21 protein-coding genes and 1 pseudogene are annotated in these 23998 nt (G+C 65.1%); 14 read left to right on the top strand and 8 right to left on the bottom strand.

The window, feature by feature from the left end; all coding sequences use genetic code 11:
* Nucleotides 1-116: 116 nt before the first annotated feature.
* The 6 genes from ABIF91_RS37700 to ABIF91_RS37675 all read left to right on the top strand — a co-directional run bounded on the left by ABIF91_RS37700 (nt 117) and on the right by ABIF91_RS37675 (nt 6161).
* The gene (locus ABIF91_RS37700) at nt 117-407 is read left to right on the top strand and encodes a succinate dehydrogenase assembly factor 2 (protein ID WP_028178757.1); all 291 of its coding nucleotides are present in this window, start codon (nt 117-119) and stop codon (nt 405-407) included.
* Nucleotides 404-3922 carry a transcription-repair coupling factor gene (mfd, locus tag ABIF91_RS37695; RefSeq protein ID WP_028178758.1) on the top strand — a complete coding sequence of 1173 codons (3519 nt, stop codon included), beginning with the start codon at nt 404-406 and terminating at the stop codon, nt 3920-3922. Before ABIF91_RS37700 ends, mfd begins: the two co-directional genes overlap by 4 nt.
* Nucleotides 3923-4168: 246 nt before the next feature.
* Nucleotides 4169-4378, top strand: coding sequence for a cold-shock protein (locus ABIF91_RS37690; RefSeq protein ID WP_028178759.1), 210 nt, complete (start codon nt 4169-4171; stop codon nt 4376-4378).
* Between the two features lie 187 nt (nt 4379-4565).
* Nucleotides 4566-5690: an acyl-CoA desaturase gene (locus ABIF91_RS37685; protein ID WP_085966334.1), complete on the top strand. Its 1125-nt coding sequence runs from the start codon at nt 4566-4568 to the stop codon at nt 5688-5690.
* Nucleotides 5691-5777: 87 nt separating this feature from the next.
* Nucleotides 5778-5903 carry a hypothetical protein gene (locus ABIF91_RS37680; protein WP_424579700.1) on the top strand — a complete coding sequence of 42 codons (126 nt, stop codon included), beginning with the start codon at nt 5778-5780 and terminating at the stop codon, nt 5901-5903.
* A gap of 15 nt (nt 5904-5918) precedes the next feature.
* Entirely contained in the window at nt 5919-6161 is a 243-nt protein-coding gene (locus tag ABIF91_RS37675) for a hypothetical protein (protein ID WP_028178761.1), read from the top strand.
* A gap of 54 nt (nt 6162-6215) precedes the next feature.
* Here the strand turns inward: ABIF91_RS37675 and ABIF91_RS37670 are convergent, their stop codons facing one another.
* From ABIF91_RS37670 to ABIF91_RS37660, 3 genes are all read right to left on the bottom strand, one after another.
* Nucleotides 6216-7439 carry a GGDEF domain-containing protein gene (locus ABIF91_RS37670; RefSeq protein ID WP_284279472.1) on the bottom strand — a complete coding sequence of 408 codons (1224 nt, stop codon included), beginning with the start codon at nt 7437-7439 and terminating at the stop codon, nt 6216-6218.
* Between the two features lie 85 nt (nt 7440-7524).
* Nucleotides 7525-9027, bottom strand: a complete 1503-nt coding sequence (locus tag ABIF91_RS37665; RefSeq protein WP_028178763.1) for a class I adenylate-forming enzyme family protein — start codon at nt 9025-9027, stop codon at nt 7525-7527.
* A gap of 4 nt (nt 9028-9031) precedes the next feature.
* A complete protein-coding gene (locus tag ABIF91_RS37660) occupies nt 9032-10876 on the bottom strand; it encodes an extracellular solute-binding protein (protein ID WP_028178764.1) in 1845 nt (614 codons plus the stop codon).
* 259 nt (nt 10877-11135) lie between these two features.
* Between ABIF91_RS37660 and ABIF91_RS37655 the strand changes: the two genes are divergently transcribed.
* A complete protein-coding gene (locus tag ABIF91_RS37655) occupies nt 11136-11954 on the top strand; it encodes an invasion associated locus B family protein (protein ID WP_028178765.1) in 819 nt (272 codons plus the stop codon).
* Nucleotides 11955-12035: 81 nt separating this feature from the next.
* On the opposite strand, the gene hspQ is transcribed toward ABIF91_RS37655, so the two are convergent.
* A complete protein-coding gene (hspQ, locus tag ABIF91_RS37650) occupies nt 12036-12368 on the bottom strand; it encodes a heat shock protein HspQ (RefSeq protein ID WP_028178766.1) in 333 nt (110 codons plus the stop codon).
* A gap of 106 nt (nt 12369-12474) precedes the next feature.
* On the opposite strand from hspQ, the gene ABIF91_RS37645 reads away from it, so the two are divergent.
* Nucleotides 12475-13428, top strand: a complete 954-nt coding sequence (locus ABIF91_RS37645; RefSeq protein WP_028178767.1) for an AEC family transporter — start codon at nt 12475-12477, stop codon at nt 13426-13428.
* A 6-nt stretch (nt 13429-13434) separates the two neighbouring features.
* On the opposite strand, the gene ABIF91_RS37640 is transcribed toward ABIF91_RS37645, so the two are convergent.
* Nucleotides 13435-14619, bottom strand: a complete 1185-nt coding sequence (locus tag ABIF91_RS37640) for a UbiH/UbiF family hydroxylase (protein WP_028178768.1) — start codon at nt 14617-14619, stop codon at nt 13435-13437.
* An 87-nt stretch (nt 14620-14706) separates the two neighbouring features.
* Here ABIF91_RS37640 and pcsA point away from each other — a divergent pair, with 87 nt between their 5' ends.
* The 3 genes from pcsA (at nt 14707) to ABIF91_RS37625 (ending at nt 17267) form a co-directional block, all read left to right on the top strand.
* On the top strand, nt 14707-15486 hold the full coding sequence (pcsA, locus tag ABIF91_RS37635; protein WP_028178769.1) for a phosphatidylcholine synthase: 780 nt from the start codon (nt 14707-14709) through the stop codon (nt 15484-15486).
* Nucleotides 15483-16217: a TerC family protein gene (locus ABIF91_RS37630; protein ID WP_028178770.1), complete on the top strand. Its 735-nt coding sequence runs from the start codon at nt 15483-15485 to the stop codon at nt 16215-16217. Before pcsA ends, ABIF91_RS37630 begins: the two co-directional genes overlap by 4 nt.
* 75 nt (nt 16218-16292) lie before the next feature.
* Entirely contained in the window at nt 16293-17267 is a 975-nt protein-coding gene (locus tag ABIF91_RS37625; protein WP_028178771.1) for a quinone oxidoreductase family protein, read from the top strand.
* A 93-nt stretch (nt 17268-17360) separates the two neighbouring features.
* Here ABIF91_RS37625 and ABIF91_RS37620 read toward each other — a convergent pair whose 3' ends face one another.
* Both ABIF91_RS37620 and ABIF91_RS37615 read right to left on the bottom strand, forming a co-directional pair.
* Nucleotides 17361-18551, bottom strand: coding sequence for an acetylornithine transaminase (locus ABIF91_RS37620; RefSeq protein WP_028178772.1), 1191 nt, complete (start codon nt 18549-18551; stop codon nt 17361-17363).
* A gap of 268 nt (nt 18552-18819) precedes the next feature.
* On the bottom strand, nt 18820-19458 hold the full coding sequence (locus ABIF91_RS37615; RefSeq protein ID WP_028178773.1) for a hypothetical protein: 639 nt from the start codon (nt 19456-19458) through the stop codon (nt 18820-18822).
* Between the two features lie 333 nt (nt 19459-19791).
* On the opposite strand from ABIF91_RS37615, the gene ABIF91_RS37610 reads away from it, so the two are divergent.
* The 3 genes and pseudogenes from ABIF91_RS37610 to ABIF91_RS37600 all read left to right on the top strand — a co-directional run bounded on the left by ABIF91_RS37610 (nt 19792) and on the right by ABIF91_RS37600 (nt 22952).
* Nucleotides 19792-20739 carry a hypothetical protein gene (locus ABIF91_RS37610; RefSeq protein ID WP_028178774.1) on the top strand — a complete coding sequence of 316 codons (948 nt, stop codon included), beginning with the start codon at nt 19792-19794 and terminating at the stop codon, nt 20737-20739.
* A 183-nt stretch (nt 20740-20922) separates the two neighbouring features.
* Nucleotides 20923-21663: pseudogene (locus ABIF91_RS37605) on the top strand (IS5 family transposase); the annotation flags it as partial.
* 62 nt (nt 21664-21725) lie between these two features.
* Entirely contained in the window at nt 21726-22952 is a 1227-nt protein-coding gene (locus ABIF91_RS37600; protein ID WP_424578759.1) for an IS256 family transposase, read from the top strand.
* Here ABIF91_RS37600 and ABIF91_RS37595 read toward each other — a convergent pair.
* Entirely contained in the window at nt 22941-23894 is a 954-nt protein-coding gene (locus ABIF91_RS37595; RefSeq protein ID WP_424579699.1) for a recombinase family protein, read from the bottom strand. The two genes, ABIF91_RS37600 and ABIF91_RS37595, sit on opposite strands and share 12 nt — an antisense overlap.
* Between the last annotated feature and the right edge of the window lie 104 nt (nt 23895-23998).

Here is a 23998-nt window from a genome sequence, read left to right as displayed (position 1 = left end):
CCATGACGGACGGGATGAGCGACCTGTCGCAACAAAAGGCTGACACGGCCGCCTCGAATGGCTATATCACCCGGCCCGGCACGTCCGGGCTTTCTGCGTTTGACTGGATTTGAGACATGACGGGAACGACACGATCGAGCGACGGGCTGGACGACCGCCGCAAGCGGATTCTGTTCCGCTGCTGGCACCGCGGCACGCGCGAGATGGACCTGATCCTCGGCCGCTTCGCGGATGCCGAGATCGGCAATCTGTCCGACGTCGAACTCGGCGAGCTCGAGCGCCTGCTCGAGGTCAACGATCCCGATCTCTATGCCGCCATCACCGGCGACAAGGTGCTGCCGGCCGATGTCACCGGCGCGCTGTTCGCCCGCATCAAGGCGTTTCCGATCACGGACGGCAATCTATGAAGCAGGGGATGAAGTCGCCGGCCGAGCTGCTCACGCCCGGCCGCGCGCTGACGCTTGCCAATGTCGCGGAGGGCGCGGAAGGCCTCGTCGTCTCCGATCTCGCCCGTGCGATCGCGGCGCGGCCGAAGAAGCCGGCCGTAAGCCTCGCCGTGGTCTGCCGCGACGGCGGGCGCATGCAGCAGCTCGAGCGGGCGCTGCGCTTCTTCGCGCCGGATCTGCCGGTGCTGACCTTTCCGGCTTGGGACTGCCAGCCCTATGACCGCGTCTCGCCGCATGGCGGCATCCTGGCGCAGCGCCTGACCACGCTGGCCCGGCTGGCTCCTCTCACCGGCAGCGACAAGCCGCTGATCGTGCTGACGACCGTGAACGCCGTGGTGCAGCGTGTGCCCGCGCGCGAGCTCGTTGCGGCGCAGGCGCTGTCGGTCGCACCCGGCAATGTCGTGCCGATGGACACCGTCGTCGCCTGGCTCGAGCACAACGGCTACAACCGCTCCTCGACCGTGCGCGAGCCAGGCGAATACGCCGTGCGCGGCGGCATCCTCGATCTGTTTCCGGCCGGCCTCGAGCAGCCCGTTCGGTTCGATTTCTTCGGCGACAGCCTGGAATCGATCCGGTCCTTCGATGCCGAGACCCAGCGCACGCTGCTCGACATGCGTTCGCTCGACCTCGTGCCGGTGTCCGAGTTTCAGCTCGTCACCGACACCATCCGTCGTTTCCGCATGGGCTACGTCGCCGAGTTCGGCGCGCCCGAGCGCGACGATGCGCTGTACGAGGCCGTCAGCGAAGGCCGCCGCCATCCCGGCATGGAGCACTGGCTGCCGCTGTTCCAGGATCGGATGGACACGCTGTTCGATTATCTGCAAGGCGCGGCCGTCGCGATCGAGCCGCAGGCCGAGGACGCCGTGCGCGAACGCTTCAAGCAGATCCTCGACTATTACGAGGCCCGTCGCGAGGCGATGGAGCATCCCGGCAGCGGCGCCATCTACAAGCCGCTGCCGCCCGATCGGCTCTATCTGACCGACGAGGAATGGGGCAAGCGCCTCGGCGATATCCCATTGGCGCGGCTGACGCCGTTCTCCGTGCCGACCGACGGCACGAGCGTCATTGATGCCGGCGCGCGCAAGGGCCGCGACTTCGCCCCGGAACGCAACGACACCGCCGTCAACGTGTTCGAATCCGTCGTCGCGCACGTGATGGCCTTGCAGGCCCAGCGCAAGAAGGTCGTGATCGCGCTGTGGTCCGAAGGTTCGCGCGACCGCATGACTTCGATGCTGCGCGATCACAAGCTGACCCACACCACCAGCGTGAACAGCTGGCGCACGGTGCAGGCGACGCCGCGCAACGAGACCATGCTCGCCGTGCTCGGCCTCGAAAGCGGCTTCGAGACCGACGAGATCGCGCTCATCAGCGAGCAGGATATCCTCGGCGACCGCCTGGTGCGGCCGCGCAAGGCCAGCCGCAAGCTCGACAATTTCATCTCGGAGGTGACGAGCCTCAATGCCGGCGACATCGTCGTGCATGTCGATCACGGCATCGGCCGCTTCATCGGCCTGCAGACGCTCGACGTCGCCGGCGCGCCGCATGACTGCCTCGAGCTGCATTACGCCGCCGAGACCAAGCTGTTTCTCCCCGTCGAGAACATCGAGCTGCTGTCGCGCTACGGCTCCGACCAGACCGACGTCGAGCTGGATCGACTGGGCGGCTCGGGCTGGCAGACCCGCAAGGCGAAGCTGAAGAACCGCATCCGCGAGATCGCGGGCGAGCTGATCAAGATCGCCGCCGAGCGCATGCTGCACGAGGCGCCAAAACTGCTGGTGCAGCAGGGCCTCTATGACGAGTTCTGCGCGCGCTTCCCCTACGACGAGACCGAGGACCAGCTCGGCGCCATCGAGTCCACGCTGAAGGACCTTGAAAAGGGCCGGCCCATGGACCGGCTGATCTGCGGCGACGTCGGCTTCGGCAAGACGGAAGTCGCGCTGCGCGCGGCCTTTGCGGTCGCGCTCGACGGCAAGCAGGTCGCGGTGGTGGTGCCGACCACGCTGCTCGCCCGCCAGCACCACCGGACGTTCAGCGAGCGGTTCAAGGGTTTCCCGGTCAACGTTGCCCAGGCCTCGCGCCTGATCCCCACGAAACAGCTCAACGAGGTCAAGAAGGGCCTCACCGACGGCTCGGTCGACATCGTGGTCGGCACCCATGCGCTGCTCGGCAAGGCGATCAAATTCCGCGACCTTGGCCTGCTCATCGTCGACGAGGAGCAGCATTTCGGCGTCAGCCACAAGGAGCGGCTGAAGGCGCTGCGCGCCGAGGTCCATGTGCTGACGCTGTCGGCGACGCCGATCCCGCGGACGCTGCAGCTGGCGCTCACCGGCGTGCGCGAACTCTCGATCATCGCTTCGCCGCCGGTCGATCGCCTCGCGGTCCGCACCTTCGTCGCCCCGCACGATCCCCTGATGATCCGCGAGGCGCTCTTGCGCGAGCGCTATCGCGGCGGCCAGGCCTTCTATGTCGTGCCGCGCATCGACGACCTCGCCGAGGTCAAGGACTTCCTCGACAAGAACGTGCCGGAGATGAAGGTCGCGGTCGCGCACGGCCAGATGCCGCCCGCCGTGATCGAGGACATCATGACCGCGTTCTACGACGGCAAGTTCGACATCCTGCTGTCGACCACGATCGTCGAGTCCGGCCTCGACATCCCCAACGCCAACACGCTGATCGTGCATCGCGCCGACATGTTCGGCCTGGCCCAGCTCTATCAGCTCCGCGGCCGTGTCGGCCGCTCCAAGCTGCGGGCCTATGCGCTGTTCACGCTGCCGGCGCAGCAGAAGATCACGGCGCAGGCCGAGCGCCGGCTCACCGTGCTGCAATCGCTGGAGACGCTGGGCGCAGGTTTCCAGCTCGCTTCCCACGACCTCGACATCCGCGGCGCCGGCAATCTGCTCGGCGAGGAGCAGTCCGGCCACATCAAGGAGGTCGGCTTCGAGCTCTATCAATCGATGCTGGAGGAGGCGATCGTCAACCTCAAGGCCGGCGTCTCCGAGCCCGCCGCCGACCGCTGGTCGCCACAGATCACGATCGGCATGCCCGTGTTGATTCCGGACGACTATGTCAGCGACCTCTCGGTGCGGCTGTCGCTGTACCGGCGCCTTGCCGATCTCGACACCGAGGAGGAAATCGAGAACTTTGGCGCCGAGATGCGCGACCGCTTCGGCGTGCTGCCGGACGAGGTGCGTTATCTCTTCAAGGTCGCCGCCATCAAGGCGTTTTGCCGCAGGGCCAATGTCGAGAAGATCGATGCCGGTCCGAAGGGAGCCGTGATCGCCTTCCGCGACAATTCCTTCGCCTATCCCGACCGCCTCGTGACCTTCATCCGCAGCCACGGCCAGGCCGCCAAGGTGCGGCCCGACATGAAGGTTGTGTTCCTGCAGGACTGGGAGACCCCGGAAGAGCGCCTCGCCGGCACGACGGAGATCATGCGGCAACTGGCGCAGCTCGCCGAGAGCAAGAAGGCGGCGTAAGCGGTTACTTAGCCAAGTGCGGGCCAGCGCGAGCAGCGCACCGCACTTGGGCCCGAAGGGGGCGACATATCGTCACTTGCGGAATGACCAATAAATAGCCATGTTAAAACCTTCGAGTTTCGGCCGAACGACTTGGCCTCGCCGCGATTTGCGCGCCTGACTGATGACCCTCCCTCCAGATCTCGAATTCGCTGACCGCACTCCTGTGCGGCTCTAAAGACTTATCTATCTCAAAGGACGCTCCCCATGACGACGGGAACTGTGAAGTGGTTCAACAGCCAAAAGGGTTTCGGCTTCATTCAGCCGGACCAGGGAGGCCAGGATGTTTTCGTTCATATCAGCGCGGTTGAACGTGCCGGCATGAGTTCCCTCAACGAGGGTCAGAAGGTTTCCTTCGACGTCGTTGCAGACCGCCGGACCGGCAAGTCTGCTGCGGACAATCTGCGCGCCGCATAAGCTGCCGCAGCCGGCGCCTGTCGCTTTGACCATGGATGTATTGGCAGAGCTTCAGGTTCTTGCGACCCGCGACTGGTTTACCGGCCGCGGGTTTTTTGCACTGCATGCGCGGTGGTCCGCCCGCCGCAACAGCTGAGGTTCGAGCGTGTCTGCGAATATCGAGTCAGATGAGGAACATGACGACGTCATGTATCCGCAGGTTCTGCCGTTCTTGTTGATCCACGTCGGATGTGTCGCGGCGATCTGGTCGGGTGTTTCGTGGCAGGCCGCCGGGCTTTGCGTCGCGCTGTATTGGCTGCGCATGTTTGCTATCACGGCCGGGTATCACCGGTACTTCTCGCACCGGGCCTACGCGACAAGCCGGGTGTTCCAATTCATCCTTGCCTTCCTTGCCCAGAGCAGCGCCCAGAAGAGCGTGCTGTGGTGGGCCGCCAAGCACCGCCATCATCACCTTCACTCGGACACCGCGCAGGATGTGCATTCGCCGCGGCACAAGGGCTTCCTCTACAGCCATGTCGGCTGGATCTTCTACCGTCAGCACGACGGGACCGACCTCGTCAAAGTGGCCGATCTTGCGTCGTATCCCGAACTGATGTGGCTGCACAGGCTGGAGCTACTGCCGGCAGTTGTGCTGGCGGGTCTGTGCTTTATCCTTGCCGGCTGGTCCGGACTCGTGGTCGGCTTCCTCTGGAGCACCGTGCTGCTGTATCACGCCACGTTCTGCATCAACTCGCTGGCGCATGTTCACGGACGCAAGCGGTATGTGACCGGCGACGACTCCCGCAACAACTGGCTGCTGGCCCTGCTGACGATGGGTGAGGGGTGGCACAACAACCATCACGCCTACCAGGCCAGCGCCCGACAGGGATTCTACTGGTATGAGATCGATCTGACCTATTATGTCCTGGTGATTCTGTCCTGGTTCGGAATCGTCCGGGACCTGAAGATGCCTCCCGCTCAGGTTCTGCGTAATCAGCAACGGCTGGGATCACGCGTGGTCAGGCAGGCGGCGGAACAGCTCGCCGCCCGTTTCGATTCCGAGCGCATCGCGCTCGCGATCCGCACGTCGATCCATGAGACCGAATTGTCGGTCCGTGATGCTCTCGCTCTGTTGCAGCAGCGTGCCGGCGAGCGTCTGTCCAGCATGCCGACGCGCGACCAGCTGCTGGCTGAAGCGCAGCGCATGTTCGTCAAGACCATATCGCTGGACGACATTGTCGACCGTGCCTACGAGCTCTTGAACGATTCCGTCGGTTTGCTCCTGGCGGCTCCCGCTCTGTCGACCCAGGCGAAAGCGGAGGGTGGCGTTTAGCGCAGGCGATACCCATATAGGGGTATGACACATTGGCAGAAATCCAGTCCGCGACAAGCACCCAGGTCCAAGGCCGAACTCCGGGAGATGCTGACCGAAGCGGTCCGCAACACGCGACCCGTCCCTAACCGAAACCCGGCGAAGGCGACGACGATCGCCGAAGACCCGTCTATTTCCAATCAGGCGTTCAAAGTCCTCCCGGCCGTTCGCTGACCGGAGCAGAGCTGTATGCGCAAGTTTCCCGATCCCACCGAACAAGAGCTGAGCGAGGGCGCGCAAGCCGTGGCCTTCCAGATCGCGAATGGGAATATGCGGCAGAACTGCATCCTGCAGACGAACTTGCCGACCAAGGTGCAGGCGCAGCGATATCTTCTCGCGAACTGGCCGGCCGTCGAGAAGATGGCCCGCGACGCTCTCGCGCTGGGAAAGGTCGAGAACGGCGAGATCAGGCTCGCGATGCCGCCGACGTAGCGGCAGGCGTCAACGAACCAGTTAGCTCACCAGCTCAAGAGACACTTCAAACGGCTAGGATGCCGCCCGCGACGCGTCGGCGGACAGCCGCGCCAGCAGCGACCGCGCCGTATCCGACGGGGACAGCGAATCCACGCTGACCACGGGATCGCTGCGCATCTCGTGCTTGCCATTGGACGTGTGCCGCATCACCGCCGACAGGCGGCGGGCGATCATGTGCGCCGTGCGGAAGTCGGTCTCCGCAAACACGACGATCACTGAACCGTTTTTCTGCGCCGCGCCGAAATCCATCTGCCGCATCAGGCGGCTGAGGATCCGCGCGGCATCGAGCTGGGCCCGGGAATTGCCGGGATCGAAAGCGAAGCGGGCGACCGAAAGGCCGCCGCCGCGAGCGAGCGCTTGCTCCACCGCCTTGGCAAAATCGCGGGCAAAGGCCTCGACCGTGAGCAGGCCGCTGCGCGGATCGAGCCAGCCGCCCGCATCGATCGAGCGCAGCGTGCGGCTCAGCTGCGATTCCATCGCGTGCTGGCGGATCAAGGGCAGCGCATTGGCGGCGACCTTCGCAGGCTCGCCGGCAATCAGTTCGAGATTGGGCAGATCATAAGTCTGCGTCAGCTGATGCGCGGTGAGGACCACCGGCAGGCTGCGGAAGCGGGTGTCCTCCGCGAGCACCGTGAGGAAGGCATCGGTCACGCGCGGGGTAAAACCTTCGGCCAGCACGACGCCGTCGAGATCGCGGGTGTTGAGGTGTTTGGCGGCGGCCTCGATCGAGAGCGCGCCGACCACGCCGAAGCGCTCACCCAGCGCGACGGAGAGCGCGGGATAGGCTGCGCCGCGACCGATCAGGAGCACGGTGGCATCGCGGGCGGGATCGCCCTCCGGCAGCGCGAGCTTCGCTTCCGGCAGCCGGCGCAGAACCGTTGCATGCAGTGTGCGCACGCGCAGCGCGGCGCGGAGCCGCGCGATCAGGCGCTCGGGATTGCCGCCGCGCGAGGAGAAGGGCAGCGCGTTGTGCGGCAGTGTGCCCGCCGCATCCAGGGTCACGAAAGGCACGTAAGGCGATTGGTCGGCGATCTTCTTTGCGAGCGCCGTCACAGGCGGCTCGTGTCCGGCATGCATCGCAGCGAGAACCGCGGCCGGCTGCACCTCGTCGACCGCGCGCGCCGCGCTGGCCCAATCGGTGTCGACGACGGGAAAGAGCCGGGCCTCGTCCAGCGCCGCCACGAAGGCGGGGCGCTGGGCATCGGACACAAACAGGATCGGGCCCGCCTGGGACATCGACAAACTCTGATCACGCGACAGATGCCGCGCAGCCTAGTTCGGCCGCCTTAATGCAGTGTCAACGGAGCGGGCAAAACTATGCCTAGACCGGCCCGGAGCGGTCGCGAAAGGCCTCGACCATCAGGGGGTTAAGCCCGAGCTCGCTGAGCGCTTCGCGGGCGCGGGCATTGTCCTGGGCGCGTCCCGCCAGCCGGTGACCCGAGAGGCGGTCGGGCAGCGCCGTGAGCAGGGCGCCCTGGCCGAGCCGGCGCGCCCATTCCTGGAGATCGTTGGAGAGGAAGCGATAGCCGCCGACGGCCATGATGCCGGAGGGCGGCGCAGTGATGCAGATCGCGCCGCTCGGTCGGTCGAGCCGCGCGGCGTAACCGGTGTCGACATAGTCGCGCGGCGGCTGCGCGGTCAGCGTCTCGCCGACCGGCTGCGGCGGGGCGTAGGCCGCGATCGGCACCATCGCGCCGCGCAGGCCAAGCGTGCCCTTCGGCGTCAGCAGGATTTCGCCGGCAATGGAGGAGCCCGACTGCTCGCGCGGGGCGCCGTGCGGCCCGGGCATGACCGGCACCGGCATGCCGTCCTCGCCGCGGCGGGCGCCGAACAGTCCGGCCTCGCCGAACAGATAGACGTCGGTCAGCGGCGCATGCGGCGCGATCCAGGCATCGCTCGCCGCGACCTGCTCGGGCGCGCGCCACAGGCCGATGACGTTGCGCAACGAGGGCATTCGTGCCGCGAGGTCGGCAGCACCGAGCCGCAACGCGAGCTGCGCCGGCGCGATCAGCACCTCGCATTCGTGCGCGTTGATCTGCTGCTCCAGCACCTCGTTCTCGAACGGGTGATGCAGCGCCAGCGTGCCGCCCGAGAGCAGCCATACCGCGAGCGAGGAGGCGAGGCCCGCGAACGACATCGGGGCGAACGCCGCCATCACGGTCGCACCCTGCCTGATGTCGGCTTCCAGCGACATGGCGAGCCCCCCGGCGATCAGGCTGAAATGCGGCCGCGGCACCGGACGGAAGCCTTCGGCGGTGACGTCGAAGGAGATCATCGCCGCCTTGCGGCCGTCCTGGATCACGGCGCGCGTCAGGCCGGGCGGGCGGGCGAGGACGTCGTCGAGCGACGCCATGCCTTCGGGCAGGTCGCCTCCGAAGCCGCAGACGTGACGGATGGAGAAGGCTTCGGCGGCCGCATGCATCGCCAGGTCGGCATAGCTGACGCCGTCGACCGTGCTCATGGTGACGATGGCGCGCGCCGCGGTGCGGTTGAGCGCGGCGGTCAGTTCCGCATGCCGCCAGAGCAGCGGCAGCACCGCGACGACGAGGCCGGCGCGATGCGCCGCCAGCACGGTGAGCACGAACTCGACCGTATTCGGCAGCTGGATCGCGATGACGGAATTGGCCGGCAGGCCCGATTCGACGAAATGCGCCGACAGCGCCTCGATGGCCGTGTCAGCCTCGGCATAGGTCATCCGCCGCGGCTGGTGCCCGGTCACGCGCGCCTTGTTGAGGGGATCGCACAGACCGAGCGCGTGCGGCTGCCGCATCAGCGTGCGCTGAAACAGCGTGTCGAGCGTCGGCGATATTGCTGGCTGGTTCACGGCGTCACTTTGCCTGATGAGCTTGCGGCTGCCCCTTCGCCCACCAGGTCTCCGGCAAATAGCCCGAGAGCGAGGTGGCCTTGGGCCGTTCTATCCGATTCCAGCGCGCGATCCATTGCTCCGATACGTTAAACAGCGGGATTGTGTAGAAGCCCGCGATCAGAGCGCGGTCGAGCGCCCGCACCGCCGGGACGAAATCCGTATGTTCACGGGCCTCCAGCAGGGCGGCGATCATGGCGTCCACCGCGGGATCCCTGGCGCCCATGTAATTGCGCGTGCCGGGATTGTCCGCGGCAGCACTGCCCCAATAGAAATATTGCTCGTTGCCGGGCGAGAGCGACTGGTCCCAGCGGTTCTGGATCATGTCGAACTCGTAAGCGAGCCGGCGCTGGTCGAACTGCACGGGATCGACCGAGCGAACGGTCGGCTCGATGCCGGCGCGCTTGAGGTCGCGCTGGAAGGCGAGCGCGATGCGCTCCTGGTCGCGGGTCGTCACCATGATCTCGAAGGTGAAGGGCGCCTTGGTCGCACGATTGCGCAGCACGGTGCCGTCGAGATCGTAGCCGGCCTCCGACAACAGCTTCAGCGCGGCGCGCAGCGTCGTGCGGTCGCGGCCCGATCCGTCGGTGACCGGCAGGCGATAACTGCCATCCATGATATCGGGCGGAATCCGTGCGGCGAACGGCTTGAGCAGTTCGCGTTCGCGTGCATCCGCCGGGCGGCCGTAGGCCGACAGGTCCGAGCCGGCGAAATAGCCGGCAGCGCGCGAATAGAGCCCGAAGAAGTAATTGCGGTTGACCAGCTCGAAATCGAACAGCAGCGTCAGGGCCTGGCGCACCCGGATGTCGGCGAAGATCGGGCGGCGGGTGTTGAACACCAGGAATTCGGAAGGCTGCGGCACGCCGGGCTTGGCGGTGTCGCGGATCACTTCGCCGCTCCGTGCAGCCGGAAAATCGTAGCCGTCGTGCCAGCGCAGCGGCTCGTGCTCGATGCGGAAATCGTAGAGCCCGCGCTTGAAGGCTTCGAACTGGCCGTTGGCCTCGCGAAAATAGTCGAGCCGGATCTCGTCGAAATTGTAGAGCCCGCGATTGATGGCGAGGTCGCGGCCCCAATAGTCGGGATTGCGGGTCAGCGTCACGCTGGCTCCGGGCTTCACGGCCGTCACCCGATAAGGGCCCGAGCCAACCGGCGCCGCCAGCGTGGTCTCCTCGAAGGCCGCGACGTCGACTGCGTGCTTCGGCAGGACCGGCATCAGGCCGAGAATCAACGGCAGCTCGCGGTCGTTGGCGCCTGTGAGATCGAAGCGGACGGTGAGGGGATCGGGCGCCGTGGCCTTGGCAACTTTGGCGTAGTACTGCCGGTGGTTGGGGCGGCCGTGGTCGCGCAGCAGCTGCCAGGAGAACAGCACGTCCTCGGCCAGCACAGGCTTGCCGTCGGAGAAGCGGGCGCGCGGATCGAGGCGGAAGGTGACGAAGCTCCGCTCGTCGTCGGTTTCGACCGTCCTGGCGAGCAGGCCATAGAGCGTGAACGGCTCGTCATTGCCGCGTGCGAGCAGGCTCTCGACCACGTAGCTCCGCATCTGCTGCACGGCCAATCCTCTCACGATGAAGGGATTGAGGCTGTCGAAGGTTCCGAGAATCCCCCAGGTCAAGCGGCCGCCCTTGGGGGCGTCGGGGTTGGCGTAGGGCATGTGGGTGAAGTCGGCCGGCATCGCCGGCTTGCCGTGCATGGCGATGGCATGAGCCTCCTCGGCCCGGGCGCCGCCTGCCGACACTCCGGTGACCGCAGCGAGGGCGAGGACGCAGAAGCGGACGCCGAAGCCTTCGAGAAGGCGCTGGAACATGAACATCGGCACACGGTGATTCGACGACCGGCGGGACTGAATCCTATCACAGGGAATTTGGTGGGGCGTTGGCGCCAAGCCGGCCAAAGGCGGTTGTCGGCATTGATCTTTTCGTCGGCCACGTTAAAAGGCGGGCAATCGCGCAAGAGCGTCGAGCCCGTCACCTATCCGCCTCAATTGACGGGGAGAGAGCCGCGCCCAAGGCGGCCAGGTTCGGCGCTTCGGAGCGGTTCGGGCACTTCCCGTTCAGAAAGGGTTTTCCGCAATGAATTTCCGTTACTTGGCCGCGTCCGTCCGGCCGCGCGGGCGACTTCTCGCCCTGTTGACGGCGACGGCGTTGGCCATTCCGTTTGCCGCCGAGGCCCAGACCCCTGCGCCAGCCCCGGGCGCACCCAAGGCGGCTCCGGCCCCGAAAGCGGCTCCCAAGGCTGCCCCCAAGGCTCCGGCTCCGGCAGCGTCTCCGCAGGCCCAGCAGGCTCCCGCCCAGGGCGCTCCCGGGCAGCAGGGCGCGGCCCAGCCCGCTGACCAGCAGATCCAGCTGATCTACGCCCCCTGGACCAAGTTCTGTCTCAAGGGCCAGGACGCCAACGCCAAGCAAGTCTGCTTCACCGGCAAGGACGGCCGCATCGAGTCGGGACAGCCGGTCATCGCGGCCGTCATCATCGAGCCGGAAGGCGAGCCCAAGAAGATCCTGCGCGTGACGCTGCCGCTCGGCATGCAGCTCGTGCACGGCACCCGCATCATCGTGGACAACAACCCACCGCTGCAGAGCCCGTATGTGATCTGCTTCCAGAACGGCTGCATGTCGGATTACGAGGCCTCGCCCGAGCTCATCAACAACATGAAGAAGGGTCAGAATCTCGTTGTCCAGGCGATCAATGCCAACGGCGCGCCGCTGACCCTGCCGCTGCCGCTCGCCGGCGAATTCCAGAAGGCCTATGACGGTCCGCCGACCGATCCGAAGGTGTTCGAGGAAACCCAGAAGAAGCTTCAGGAAGAGCTTCAGAAGAAGGCCGACGAGCAGCGCAAGAAGCTCGAGCAGCAGGGTGGCGCGCCCGGCGCACCGCCGACTGCGCAGAAGTAATCGGGCCAGATTCCGAGTATGAAAAAGGCGCTCGTTTCGAGCGCCTTTTTTGCTGGTTTGCTGGACGCCTGTCGGCGACGATCAGTTCAGCGATGGATTGCGCGGACGATAGCCGCCGGCCTTGTCCTTGATGAAGATCTCGGCGACCTGGGAATGCCGGACCGGCTCGCCGGAATCATCCGGCAACAGGTTCTGCTCCGAGACATAGGCGACGTATTCCGACTCCGCATTCTCCGCGAGCAGGTGATAGAACGGCTGGTCCTTGTTGGGCCGCACCTCCTCCGGGATCGACAGCCACCACTCCTCGGTGTTGTTGAATTCCGGATCGATGTCGAAGATCACCCCCCGGAACGAGAAGATCCGGTGGCGAACGACCTGTCCGATCTGGAATTTCGCGGTCCGCGCTTTAATCATTCCCCGTCGATAGACCAGGATCGTGGCCGATGCTAGTGCCCTCGTCTGGAATTAACCTTCGTTTCCGGGGCGGATAGCCCCCAAGCCTTCAGAAAACACTTCATCAATGGTCGATATCCTCAATCTGGCGCTGCCCTATTTTGGTTTGATCTTCGTCGGCTTCGCCTGCGGCAAGGTCAAATCCCTCCCGGAATCGGGCCTCGCCTGGATGAACTTCTTCCTGCTCTACGTGTCGCTGCCGGCGCTGCTGTTCGCGATCATGTCGAAGACGCCGTTTTCGGAATTGAATAACCCGCCATTCCTGGTCGCGACCACGCTGTCGACGGTTGCCGCGTTCACGCTGGCGCTGGTCGTCGGTAAGGTCTTGGGCCGGCTGACGCTGCGCGAGGCGACGCTCGCAGGTCTCTCCGGTGGCTACGGCAATATCGGCTATATGGGGCCGGGCCTTGCGCTGGCGGTGCTGGGGCCGAAGGCGTCGGCGCCGACGGCGCTGATCTTCTGCTGCGACAGCATCTTCCTGTTCACGATCGTGCCGCTCTTGATCGAGCTCTCCGACCGTGACCATCCCTCGCTCGTGCACGCCTTCGGCGTCGTGCTGAAGCAGATCGTGCTCAACCCGCTGATCATGTCGGCCTGCTTCGGCGCCGCGGTCGCCGCCCTCCATATCGAGCTGCCGGTCGCGCTCGACCGCACCATCACCTTCCTCCAGAACGCAGCCGCTCCGACCGCGCTGTTCGTGCTCGGCGTGACCGTGGCGCTGCGCCCGTTCGATCGGGTGCCGTGGGAAGTGCCGGGCGTGATCGCGGTCAAGCTCCTGATTCATCCGCTCGCGGCGTTCGGCCTGATGCTGGCGTTCGGTCCGTTCGCTCAACCCTGGGCGGCCACCGCCGTGCTGATGGCCTCGCTGCCGCCGGCGCTGAACGTGTTCGTGATCGCCCGGCAGAACGATGCCTGGATCGAATCAGCCTCCGTGGCAGTGCTGCTCGGCACCTTCGCGTCGGTCGTCACGCTGACCAGCGTGATGTGGGCGATCCAAAGCGGGCGGCTGGCGTTTCCGTGAGGAGGCTTATCGCCGCCACGTCGGCGTCAGGCCTTCGCGCATGGCAAAACGGCGGAGCGGGCCGATGGCGCCGAGCAGGTGCATGCCGACGGCGCGGACCGGCTGGAGCGGCAGGAAATCGTTGAGCAAGGAGCGGTTGGCGATGTCGATCGCAAAGGTGCGGCTCAAAATGTCCGGCCGCCGCGCGCGGTCGTAGCGCCTGAGGATCTCGTCCGCGCCGGGATCCTGCCCCGAGGCGATGGCGTCGTTCGCGAGCCGGGCAATGTCGGCGGCATCGCGCAGGCCGAGATTGAGGCCCTGGGCACCGATCGGCGGAACCACATGGGCGGCTTCGCCGACCAGCGCGATGCGGTCGCGGCCGAAGGATTTTGGACGTTCGATCGCGAGCGGGAACAGGTTGCGCCCGGGCTCCACCGTCATGCGGCCGAGGATCGAATGCGACTGCTTCTCGATCGCGCCGGACAGCTCCTCATCGCTCAAGCTGCGAAGGCGCTCGGCCTCCGCTGCCGCCGAGACCCAGACGATGCTGGAGCGGTCGCCGGGCAGGGGGACGAACACGCAAGGCCCGTGCGGCGTGTGGAACTCGGTCGAGACATTGCGATGCGGCCGTGCGTGGCCGACGTTGAAGGTCAGCGCGGTCTGGTTCAGCTCGCGCCGCGTGACCTCGATGCCGGCGGCCTCGCGGCACAGCGAGTGCCGGCCGTCGGCACCGACGACCAGGCGGGCCGAAAGAAATTGTCCGGAGGCCGTGCGCACCGCGACGTCGTCGGCTTCGATGACGACGCTCTGGGCCTCGTCGTCGAAGCGGACGAGGTTGGGCAGCTCGGCCGCGCGCTCTTCCAGCGCCAGCATCAACGAACGATTGTCGATGTTGTAGCCGAACGCGTCGAGGCCGATTTCGTGACAGGAGAATCGCACCTCCGGCGCGCGGAACAGCCGGCCGGTGTCGTCGACGAGGCGCATGACCTCCAGCGCGGCCGCCTTGTCCTTGCAGCGCGGCCAGACGTCGAGGCCTTCCAGGAGATCGATGGAGGCACCCAGCAGCGCAGTGGTGCGATTGTCGGCGTAGGGCACGCGCCGTGCCACCAGCGCGGTCCGGGCACCCGCCTGCGCCAGTGCGATGGCCGCCGCAAGTCCCGCCGGTCCGCCGCCGATCACGGCCGTGTCATGGAGTGTCGATGCGTCTGTCATGGAACGACATTGGACACGGCCGGCGGCGAATTCAAGCCCGCTGATTTTTGCCTGATTTTATGACGAATTGTGCGACGGAGCGCCGCAATGGCGGATGTGCAAACCGGTCGCATTCTGATAGCAGAAGCCATGGATAGCCAGCAGGATTCCCTGAAACCGAGACCGGCGATCCGCGCCGCGGCGCTCTCGGTGCACATCTTCACCGCGTTCGGCGCGGCGATCGCGCTATTGGCGATGCTGGAGGCCGTGCGCGAGCACTGGGCCGCGATGTTTCAGTGGCTGGGCGTCGCCCTGATCATCGATGCGATCGACGGGCCGATCGCGCGCCGGCTCGACGTCAAGAACGTGCAGCCGAACTGGTCGGGTGACGTGCTCGATCTCGTGGTCGACTTCGTCACCTATGTCTTCGTGCCGGCCTATGCGATCGTGGCGAGCGGGCTGTTGCTGCCGGTCGCAGCTCCCTTGCTCGGCGTCGCCATCATCGTCACCAGCGCACTATATTTCGCCGATCTGCGCATGAAGGCCGACGACAACCATTTCCGCGGCTTCCCGGCGCTGTGGAACGCGGCGGCGTTCTACCTGTTCCTGCTGCACTGGCCGCCGCTCTGGTCGACGATGCTGGTGGCCGCACTCGTCGTGCTGACCTTCGTGCCGTTCCACGTGCTGCATCCGGTCCGCGTCGTGCGGCTGCGCTGGCTGACGATGTCGCTGATCGCGATCTGGGCGGTGCTGGGCATCTACACGCTGGCGATGGATTTCCGCGTCGGCACCGGCGTGATCGTCGTGCTCTGCGCCATCGCGCTCTGGATCAGCTTCAGCGACGCCTTGATCCGCCTGGCGAGATCCCTGGCGAGATCCTTGGCGTGATGCACCTGTTGACCAGCCCGGAAGCCTGGGCCGCGCTGCTTACCTTGACGGCGCTCGAGATCGTGCTCGGCATCGACAACGTCATCTTCATCTCGGTGATCGTCTCGCGCATCCCGGAGCAGCAGGCGTACCGCGCCCGCCAGATCGGGCTCGCGCTGGCGCTGGTGTTCCGCATCCTCCTGCTCAGCGTGCTGGTCTGGCTGATCGGCCTGACTGAGCCGGTGTTCTCGTTTGCAAGTTACGACTTCTCCTGGCGCGACCTCATCCTGATCGGCGGCGGCCTGTTCCTGATCGCCAAGGCGACGCACGAGATTCACGCCGAGGTCGAGGCCGATGATGGCGAGGGCGACGACAAGTCCGGCGGGAGCGCCTTCTTCTGGGTGATCGTCCAGATCATCGTCATCGATATCGTGTTCTCGCTGGATTCGATCATCACCGCGATCGGCATGGCGCAGGACATCGAGATCATGGTCGCGGCCGTCGTGATCGCATGCCTGATCATGTATATTTCGTCAGGCCCGGTGTCGCGATTTGTCGCGGAGCATCCGACGACGAAGATGCTGGCGCTGGCCTTCCTGGTGCTGATCGGCGTCGCGTTGGTCGCGGACGGATTGGCGTTTCATATTCCACGCGGCTACATCTATTTCGCGATTGCGTTTTCGGCGGCGGTGGAATTCTTCAACGTGCTGGCCAAGCGCAACCGCAGGAAGGCCGGCAAGTCGTCTGCTTGATCGTTGCGGCCGGCCCCGAGTTGACAAGGCTGGCGCGATGGCTTTCGCTCAGTCGCGAGAAGAGGAGGTCAAATGATGACCAAAGCCATCCGCGTGCACAAGGTCGGAGGCCCCGAGGCCCTGGTCTATGAGAGCGTCGACGTGCCGGCGCCTGGGCCGGGCGAGGTGCGCATCCGCCAGCATGCGGTCGGCCTCAACTTCATCGACGTCTATTACCGCACCGGCCTCTACAAGGCGCCGGGGCTGCCCTTCATCGCGGGCAACGAGGCCTCGGGCGAGGTCGTCGCGGTCGGGCCGGGCGTCACGAATTTTCATCCCGGCGATCGCGTCGCCTATTATCACAATCTCGGCGCCTATACCGGCGAGCGCAACATCCCCTGGGAGAAGCTGGTCAAGCTGCCCGACCACATCACCTACGAGCAGGGCGCCGTGCTGATGCTGAAGGGGCTGACGGTCTGGTATCTGCTGCACAAGACGTTCAAGGTCGAGCCGCATCACCGCGTGCTGATTCATGCGGCCGCCGGCGGCATCGGCCTGCTAGCCTGCCAATGGGCGAGGGCGCTCGGCGCGCATGTCATCGGCACGGTCGGCTCGCGCGAGAAGGCCGAGCTTGCGGAGGCCAATGGCTGCGATCACGTCATCCTCTACAACGAGGAGGATTTCGTCGCCCGCGTGAAGCAGATCAGCCGCAACGAGGGCTGCGACGTCGTCTATGACGGCGTCGGCAAGGCCACCTTTCCGGGCTCGCTGTCCTGCCTGAAGCCGCGCGGCATGTTCGTCTCCTTCGGCAATGCCTCGGGTCCGGTGCCGCCATTCTCGATCGCCGAGCTGAACAATCACGGCTCGCTGTTCGCGACCCGGCCGAAGCTCAACGACTATGTCGGCACGCGCAAGGAGCTGCTGGAGGGTGCCGACACGCTGTTCGCCGCCGTCATCAACGGCAAGCTGCACGTTCCGATCAACCACGCCTACGCGCTCAAGGACGCCGCCAAGGCGCATATCGATCTCGAAAGCCGCAAGACCACGGGCGCGTCGATCCTGAAGCCCTAACCCGCCGTCATTCCGGGGCGATGCGAAGCATCGAACCCGGAATCTCGAGATTCCGGGTTCGGCTCTTCGAGCCGCCCCGGAACGACTTCGCAGTTACGCCACCCGCCGCGCCGCGCCGGCCTTGGTCAGGATCGCGTCGAGGCGATCGACCATCTCGGCGATCTCTGCCTTCGTGACGTTGAGTGCCGGCATGAAGCGCAGCGTGTCGACCTGCGGCGCGTTCAGGAGCACGCCGGCCTCGAACGCCTGCGCAACGATCCCGGGCGCGATCGGCAGCTTGAGGTCGAGCGCGAGCAACAGCCCGCGTCCTCTTACGCCGCCGAGGCCGTGCCGGGCCGAGACCTTCTGCAACTCGCTTTCGAGCAGGAGGCCAGTCTCGGTGACCGCCTTAAGGAAGTCCGGCTTGCCGACCTCCTCGAGCACCGCGAGGCCAGCGGCACACATGATCGGGTTGCCGTTGAACGTGCCGCCCTGGTCGCCGTGCTCGAAGCAGGAGGCGCGCTCGGTCGCCAGCAGCGCGGCGAGCGGCACGCCGCCGCCGATGCCCTTGCCGAGCGTCATGATGTCGGGCGTGATCCCGGTGTGCTCATAGTGGAAGAGCTTGCCGGTCCGACCCATGCCCGTCTGGATCTCGTCGAAGATCAGCAGCAGGCCGTGTGCCTCGGTGAGCGCGCGCAATTGCTGCAGGAACTGGTCGGTCGCGGGCCACACGCCGGATTCACCCTGGATCGGCTCGAGCATCACGGCGACGGTGTTGTCGTTGATCAGCTTCTCGACCGAGGCGATGTCGTTGAGCTTTGCCTTCTTGAAGCCTGCGACCTTCGGCTCGAACAGCGGCTCGAACGCCTTCTTGCCCGACGCCGACATCGTCGCCAGCGTCCGGCCGTGGAAGCCGCCTTCGAAGCTGATGATCTCGAACGCGCCGCCCTTGTGCACGCTGCCAAATTTGCGCGCGAGCTTGATCGCGCCTTCATTGGCCTCCGCGCCGGAGTTGGCAAAGAACACCTGATCGAAAGCACTGTTCTCGACGAGCGCCTGCGCGAGTTTGAGGCTCGGCTCGTTGTAGAAGGCCGGGCTCGGCGTCAGCAGCCGCCTGGCTTGCGCGGTGAGCGCGTCGGCAATCGCGGCGGGGGAGTGGCCGAGGCAGTTGACGGCCCAGCCCTGCACGAAATCGAGATAGCGCTTGCGGCTGTCGTCCCAGAGGTAGGAGCCGGCGCCGCGGACGAACACGGCCTTGGGCCGTGCGGTGATGTCCATCAGCGCGTCATACGGATGCGTGGTCATGTCGATCTCCTCTGGAGGCGGGTGGAAAACGGGCGCAAAAAGCAGAAAGGCCGCACCTTGCGGGTGCGGCCTTCTCGAAGACTTGAGCTGAATTCTAGTGGTTCAGCGGCGTCGTCGGACATGGCGCACCCTCTCATCGTCGCGGGAGCGACGACGGAGCATTGCGGTGCGCTGGTTGGTCCGGTTGATCATGGGGCGCGGCAATACATGCGAATGCCGGGGCTTGTCAAGCGGGCGTTTTGCCGAATACCCGCTTGGCGTGCATCGGTCAGGTCAGGTGGGCGGCTTCCTCGGCATCCTCGTCGCCCCAATCCGCGTCCGCAATCGCGGTGTCGATGAGTTCGCCGCGCATCAGCTTGAGCGGCGAATTCCAGTACAGCGCGATGTTGTGGAACGGGTCGGTCAGCACCTTGAACGCCCATACCAGGCCGGTCGTGAGGTCGCGCGTGACGAAGAGCTGGAGCATGCGCGCCAGTCCGCCGCCGATGCCGATCGCGAGCCAGAGCGTGCCGACGTGCCGGATGAAGTCGAGACGCCCGGCCGGCGCATCGAACAGTCCGAACAGCGTTGGATAGAAGTACAGCGCGATCGGCGCGCTGCCCCAGACGAAGAGCAAAATGATCTTGCGGGTCTGGTTGTAGCCGACCTTGATCGCTTCCTTGTACTCGTTGCTGACGTCGTTGACGGCGTCATAGCCGTTCGGCTCGAAGAAGAAATGACCGGTCTGCCGCGTCAGCATCGCAAGCCAGCCGACGATGCCGGCGAGCGCGGGGTCTACGAACAGCAGTGCGTAGCAGAACAGGAAGATCACGGCGCTGAAGAGGTGCAGCGTCTGGTTGACGGTGCTCTGGTGGTAAAAGCGGTAATCGTCGAAGCGCTGTGTGCGCAGCATATCCGAGAGGCTCATCCTCGTTCCTCGCTCGCGTTGAAAAGCGCGGGCAGAGTTAGGCCGAGTCCGTGACCTCTGCGTGAATGCACTATAGTGTCACAATACGCTCCGCAGACAGTCTCGCGCGTAGCGCCGCGGCAGTCGAGACGACGAAGCGTGTGAGCGAGGCGATGCGATCACCGGCGCGCGCATAGTCCGCCCCCGATACCGCTGGTTTCCCGGCATTTCATTGTCGCCCCGCAGAAACCATCGCGTCGCTGGCGCGTTTGTGATCGAGATACGCGACTTGGTTCGAACCGGACGCACGGCGGCTCAGACCAAGAGGGCGGGACCAACAGACAGTTTGCAGCCTTGTCCGACACGCCTTATCCGATCGATCTCGACAGCATTCGCGGCGCATTTCCGCCGGGGATCGAGACGCCGCGGCTGCTGGTCGACTTTGCCGGCTGGCTCGAGGGACGTCCCTGGGGCAGCGTCGGCTGCTTCGCGCTGCAAGGCCAGTTCGCAGATCATGCGCCGATCGTCGACGGCAGTCCCCTGCGCGACAGGTTCTCGCTGTTCATGCGCCTGCCGGACGGCTCGGCCGTGGGCGGCTGGTATGGCGCCGGTCTCGACCGCGACGATCCGCCGATCGTGGGACTGGGGTCGGAGGGCGACTACGAGTTGCTCGCACCGAGCCTCGATGCCTTGCTCGGCAAGCTCACATCGCAGGCCTTCGACCGCGCCTGGAGCGATCTGCGGCCGCATGAGGATGTCGCGTGTCAGACGGTCGAGCTTGCGCAATGGCTCGCCGGGCAGCCGGCTGGCGACAGGTCGACATCTGAAGAAGGTGCGCCGGATCTGCCCGACTTCCGCGGCTTTGTCGAAAAATGGAGCAGGGATCGCGAGGACTATTGGGCCAATCACCGCTTGATGGCCGAGCTCGGCTGGCGGCTTGCCGCGCATCTGCCCAAGGGCAAGACTCCCTGGGACAAGACGCATTTCGAGGTAGCGATCGTCGGCAAGCAGTACGAGGCGCGCGTCCTGTCGGGCGGGCCGCAGCCGTTCGAGCAAGCCGCCTCGATCGAGTCTCTGCTGCGCGATCTGCGCGAGGAGATGCGCCGCGCGCAGCCCGAGCTCGGGTTGTGGTATTCAATGAAATTCGGCCTCTATGCCGACGGCCGCGTCATGCCGAGCTTCGAATACGATGTGCGCCCGACCATCGACGGCGAACCTGCGTTGCTGTCCGAAGCGCAAGCCGATCTCGCCCGCGCTCCGCGCCCGGAACGCTGGGTGCCGAAATGGCTGGCGGCATCCTGAAGCTCGGGATCCCGCGATCCTGCCGCCCAGCCGGCGTGCCCCCAATCTTCTGCTGTCGCTCCATCCTGACCTCGCGGGAACCGCACCTTCGATCCCCCTTGACTTAGCAGGCTGCTGCAAAACTGTTCTCGACGGCGATAATGACCTGTGATTCCGTGGAAGTGAAGGCACGGGGAGATTTGCATGCGAGGACGGGACGACCAGTCGGAAGGTTTGTTCGCATATGTTCGGCTTGAGGGGCGGATTCCGGCGGATCACCCATTGCGGGCGATCCGGGGATTGGCGGATGAGGCGCTGGGTTCGCTGAACAAGCGTTTTGATAGGCTTTATTCCTCGACGGGGCGCCCCTCGATTGCGCCAGAGATGCTGCTGCGGGCGACGCTGTTGCAAGCCTTCTTCTCGGTGCGCTCTGAGCGAATGTTGGTGGAGCAGATCAGCTACAACCTGTTGTTCCGCTGGTTCGTGGGGCTGCCGATGGACGCGGAGGTTTGGCATGCGACGGTGTTCACCCACAATCGCGATCGGCTTTTGGAGGCGGAGGTGGCGCGCGAGTTCCTGGGGGCGCTGCTGGCCTTGCCACAGGTGAAGAAGCTACTGTCGAGCGAGCACTTCTCGGTCGACGGGACACTGATCGATGCCTGGGCGTCGATGAAGAGCTTCCGACCGAAGGATGGCTCTGGCGAGCCTCCGGCGTCGGGCCGCAACGGCGAGCGAAACTTCCATCAGGAAAAGCGTTCGAATGAGACCCATAGCTCAACCACTGATCCCGACGCCCGGCTCTATCGCAAGGCGGCTGGCCGTGAGAGCCGGCTGTGCTTCATGGGGCATGTTCTGATGGAGAACCGCAACGGGCTTGCAGTCGATGCGATGCTGACACACGCGACGGGGACGGCGGAACGAGAAGCGGCGCTGACCATGGTCGATGAGGGTGTCAGTAACTCGGTGTAAGATGGTTTCTGTGAGTTTACCTTTGACAGGAGACTCACATGGCTACGGATTTTTCACCTGAGATTTTGGACCAGCTTCTTGCCGGGGGCAGCCTCAAGCCAGAAGACTTAGCCGGCGAAGACGGGCTTTTCAGACGACTGAAGAAGGCGCTTCTGGAGCGCGCACTGGGTGCGGAGCTGACCCACCACCTTGGCTATGAGAAGGGCGACCCGGCGGGCCGCGGGTCGGGCAACAGCCGCAACGGCACAAGCAGCAAAGCGCTGTTGACGGACGACGGCGAGATCGAGATCGAGGTGCCGCGCGACCGCGCCGGCACGTTCGAACCGGTGATCGTCGCGAAGGGCCAGACCCGCTTCGACGGCTTCGACGAGAAGATCATCAGTCTCTACGGGCGGGGCATGACGGTACGGGAGATCCAGGGCCATCTGGCCGAGCTCTACGGCACCGAGGTGTCCCCCGATCTGATCAGCAAGGTCACCGACGCGATTCTCGACGAGGTCCGCGAATGGCAGAGCCGGCCGCTGGAAGCGATCTATCCGGTGGTCTTCTTCGACGCGCTCAGGGTCAAGATTCGCGATGAGGGGATGGTCAAGAACAAGGCAGTCTACGTCGTGCTGGGCATCACTGCATCGGGCGAGAAAGACGTGCTCGGGCTTTGGATCGAGCAAACCGAAGGCGCCAAATTCTGGCTCAAGGTCATGAACGATCTGAGGAACCGCGGCGTCGCCGACATCCTGATCGCCGTCGTCGACGGTCTGAAGGGCTTTCCCGAGGCGATCAACAGCGTCTTTCCCAAGGCGATGGTCCAGACCTGCATCGTGCATTTGATCCGCAACAGCCTATCCTTCGTGTCCTGGAAGGATCGCAAGGCGATCCTTCCCTCGATCAAGGCGATCTATCATGCCGAGAATGCCGACGCCGCTCTGCTCAGGCTCGAGGACTTCGAAGCCGAGTGGGGCAAGCGCTATCCCGCGATCGGGGCGGCCTGGCGCCGGGCGTGGGAGCACGTCATTCCGTTCTTCGCCTTCGCGCCGGAGATACGCAAAATGATCTATACCACCAACACGGTCGAGGCGCTGAACCGTTCGCTGCGCAAGATCATCAAAACACGCGGCAGCTTCCCCAACGACGAGGCGGCGATGAAGCTGCTTTACCTCGCCATCAGAAATGCCGGCATCCATTGGCGACGACCGGTTGCATGGACGGCCGCAATGGGCCAGTTTGCCATCCAGTTCGGCGAGCGCTTTGCAGGCTCAGCGGACTGACCCTATGGGGTCAGTCCGCTGACCCCGCAAACCCCTCACAGAGACGCTCTTACACAAAACTTCTGACACTCCCGGATATCGATCTTTAACGACGATCCGCCACTCCTCCATCGGCCGCGGAGCCTTTTGTGGCAGGGCCCCCTCCCGCTTCGGCGGCCGGAAGCGGGTTCGTCCATAGACAAAGGCGCCCGCGTATGCGGGGTTCTTCAAGATCGCCGCGACGGCAGCCAGCGTCGCGCGCGTCCAGCACAAATCGCCATATCGATCACGACGCGGCAGTTCCAGGTCACGCTCGTTCAACGCTCGCATGACCTTGGCAACGCTGCGCAGCTGCAGGAATAACTGGAAGACGAGACCGAGCCGCCCTTGCACGGCCATGTCGGGATCCTTAACGACCACACCGCTCGGGTCCCGCATCAGCCCGATTGGCAGCATAACCGCAAGTTCGCCGCGTTCGGCTTTGGCCAGCAGGCCGGCGGTCAGCCGGCTGCGGATCGTATGTAGCTCAAGCTCGGAGATCGAACCCTTCAGCCCGAGAAGCAACCGTCCGTTGGGAGTGCCCGGATCATAGACACCATCGCGGTCGGCGATCAGGCAGCCACGTAGACCACAGATATCCAGGAGCGGATACCAGTCGGTACAATTACGCGCCAAGCGGGTCACGTCGATCGACAGGATGAGTCCCACTTCACTCAGGCCAACACGGCCAACGAGTTCCTTGAAGCCGTTACGCTGTGCTATAGACGCGCCGCTCAACCCGAGATCGGCATCAATCACGTCGATGGCCGCCTCACGCCATCCGAGTTCGCGGGCGCGCTGGCGAAGCGCGTATTGAAGGCGCAGGCTCTCCTGATTGCTTACGACCTGATGGGGCGTCGACTGCCGGATGTAGACTACGGCTTTGCGCGCCAAGTGGCTTGGTGTGACCAGCTCGGACTTCATGAGGGATCTCCGCCAAAATTGCGGCGACGTCTTCGACGATCTGGCGTCGGAGCGCGGGCGTCAGCGTCGACCAAAGATCGGCTGGATCCATGCTCATGTGCGTC

This window comes from Bradyrhizobium sp. USDA 241 (assembly GCF_049739505.1).
GTDB lineage: Bacteria > Pseudomonadota > Alphaproteobacteria > Rhizobiales > Xanthobacteraceae > Bradyrhizobium > Bradyrhizobium liaoningense.
This window is presented reverse-complemented; position numbering and strand designations above follow the sequence as displayed.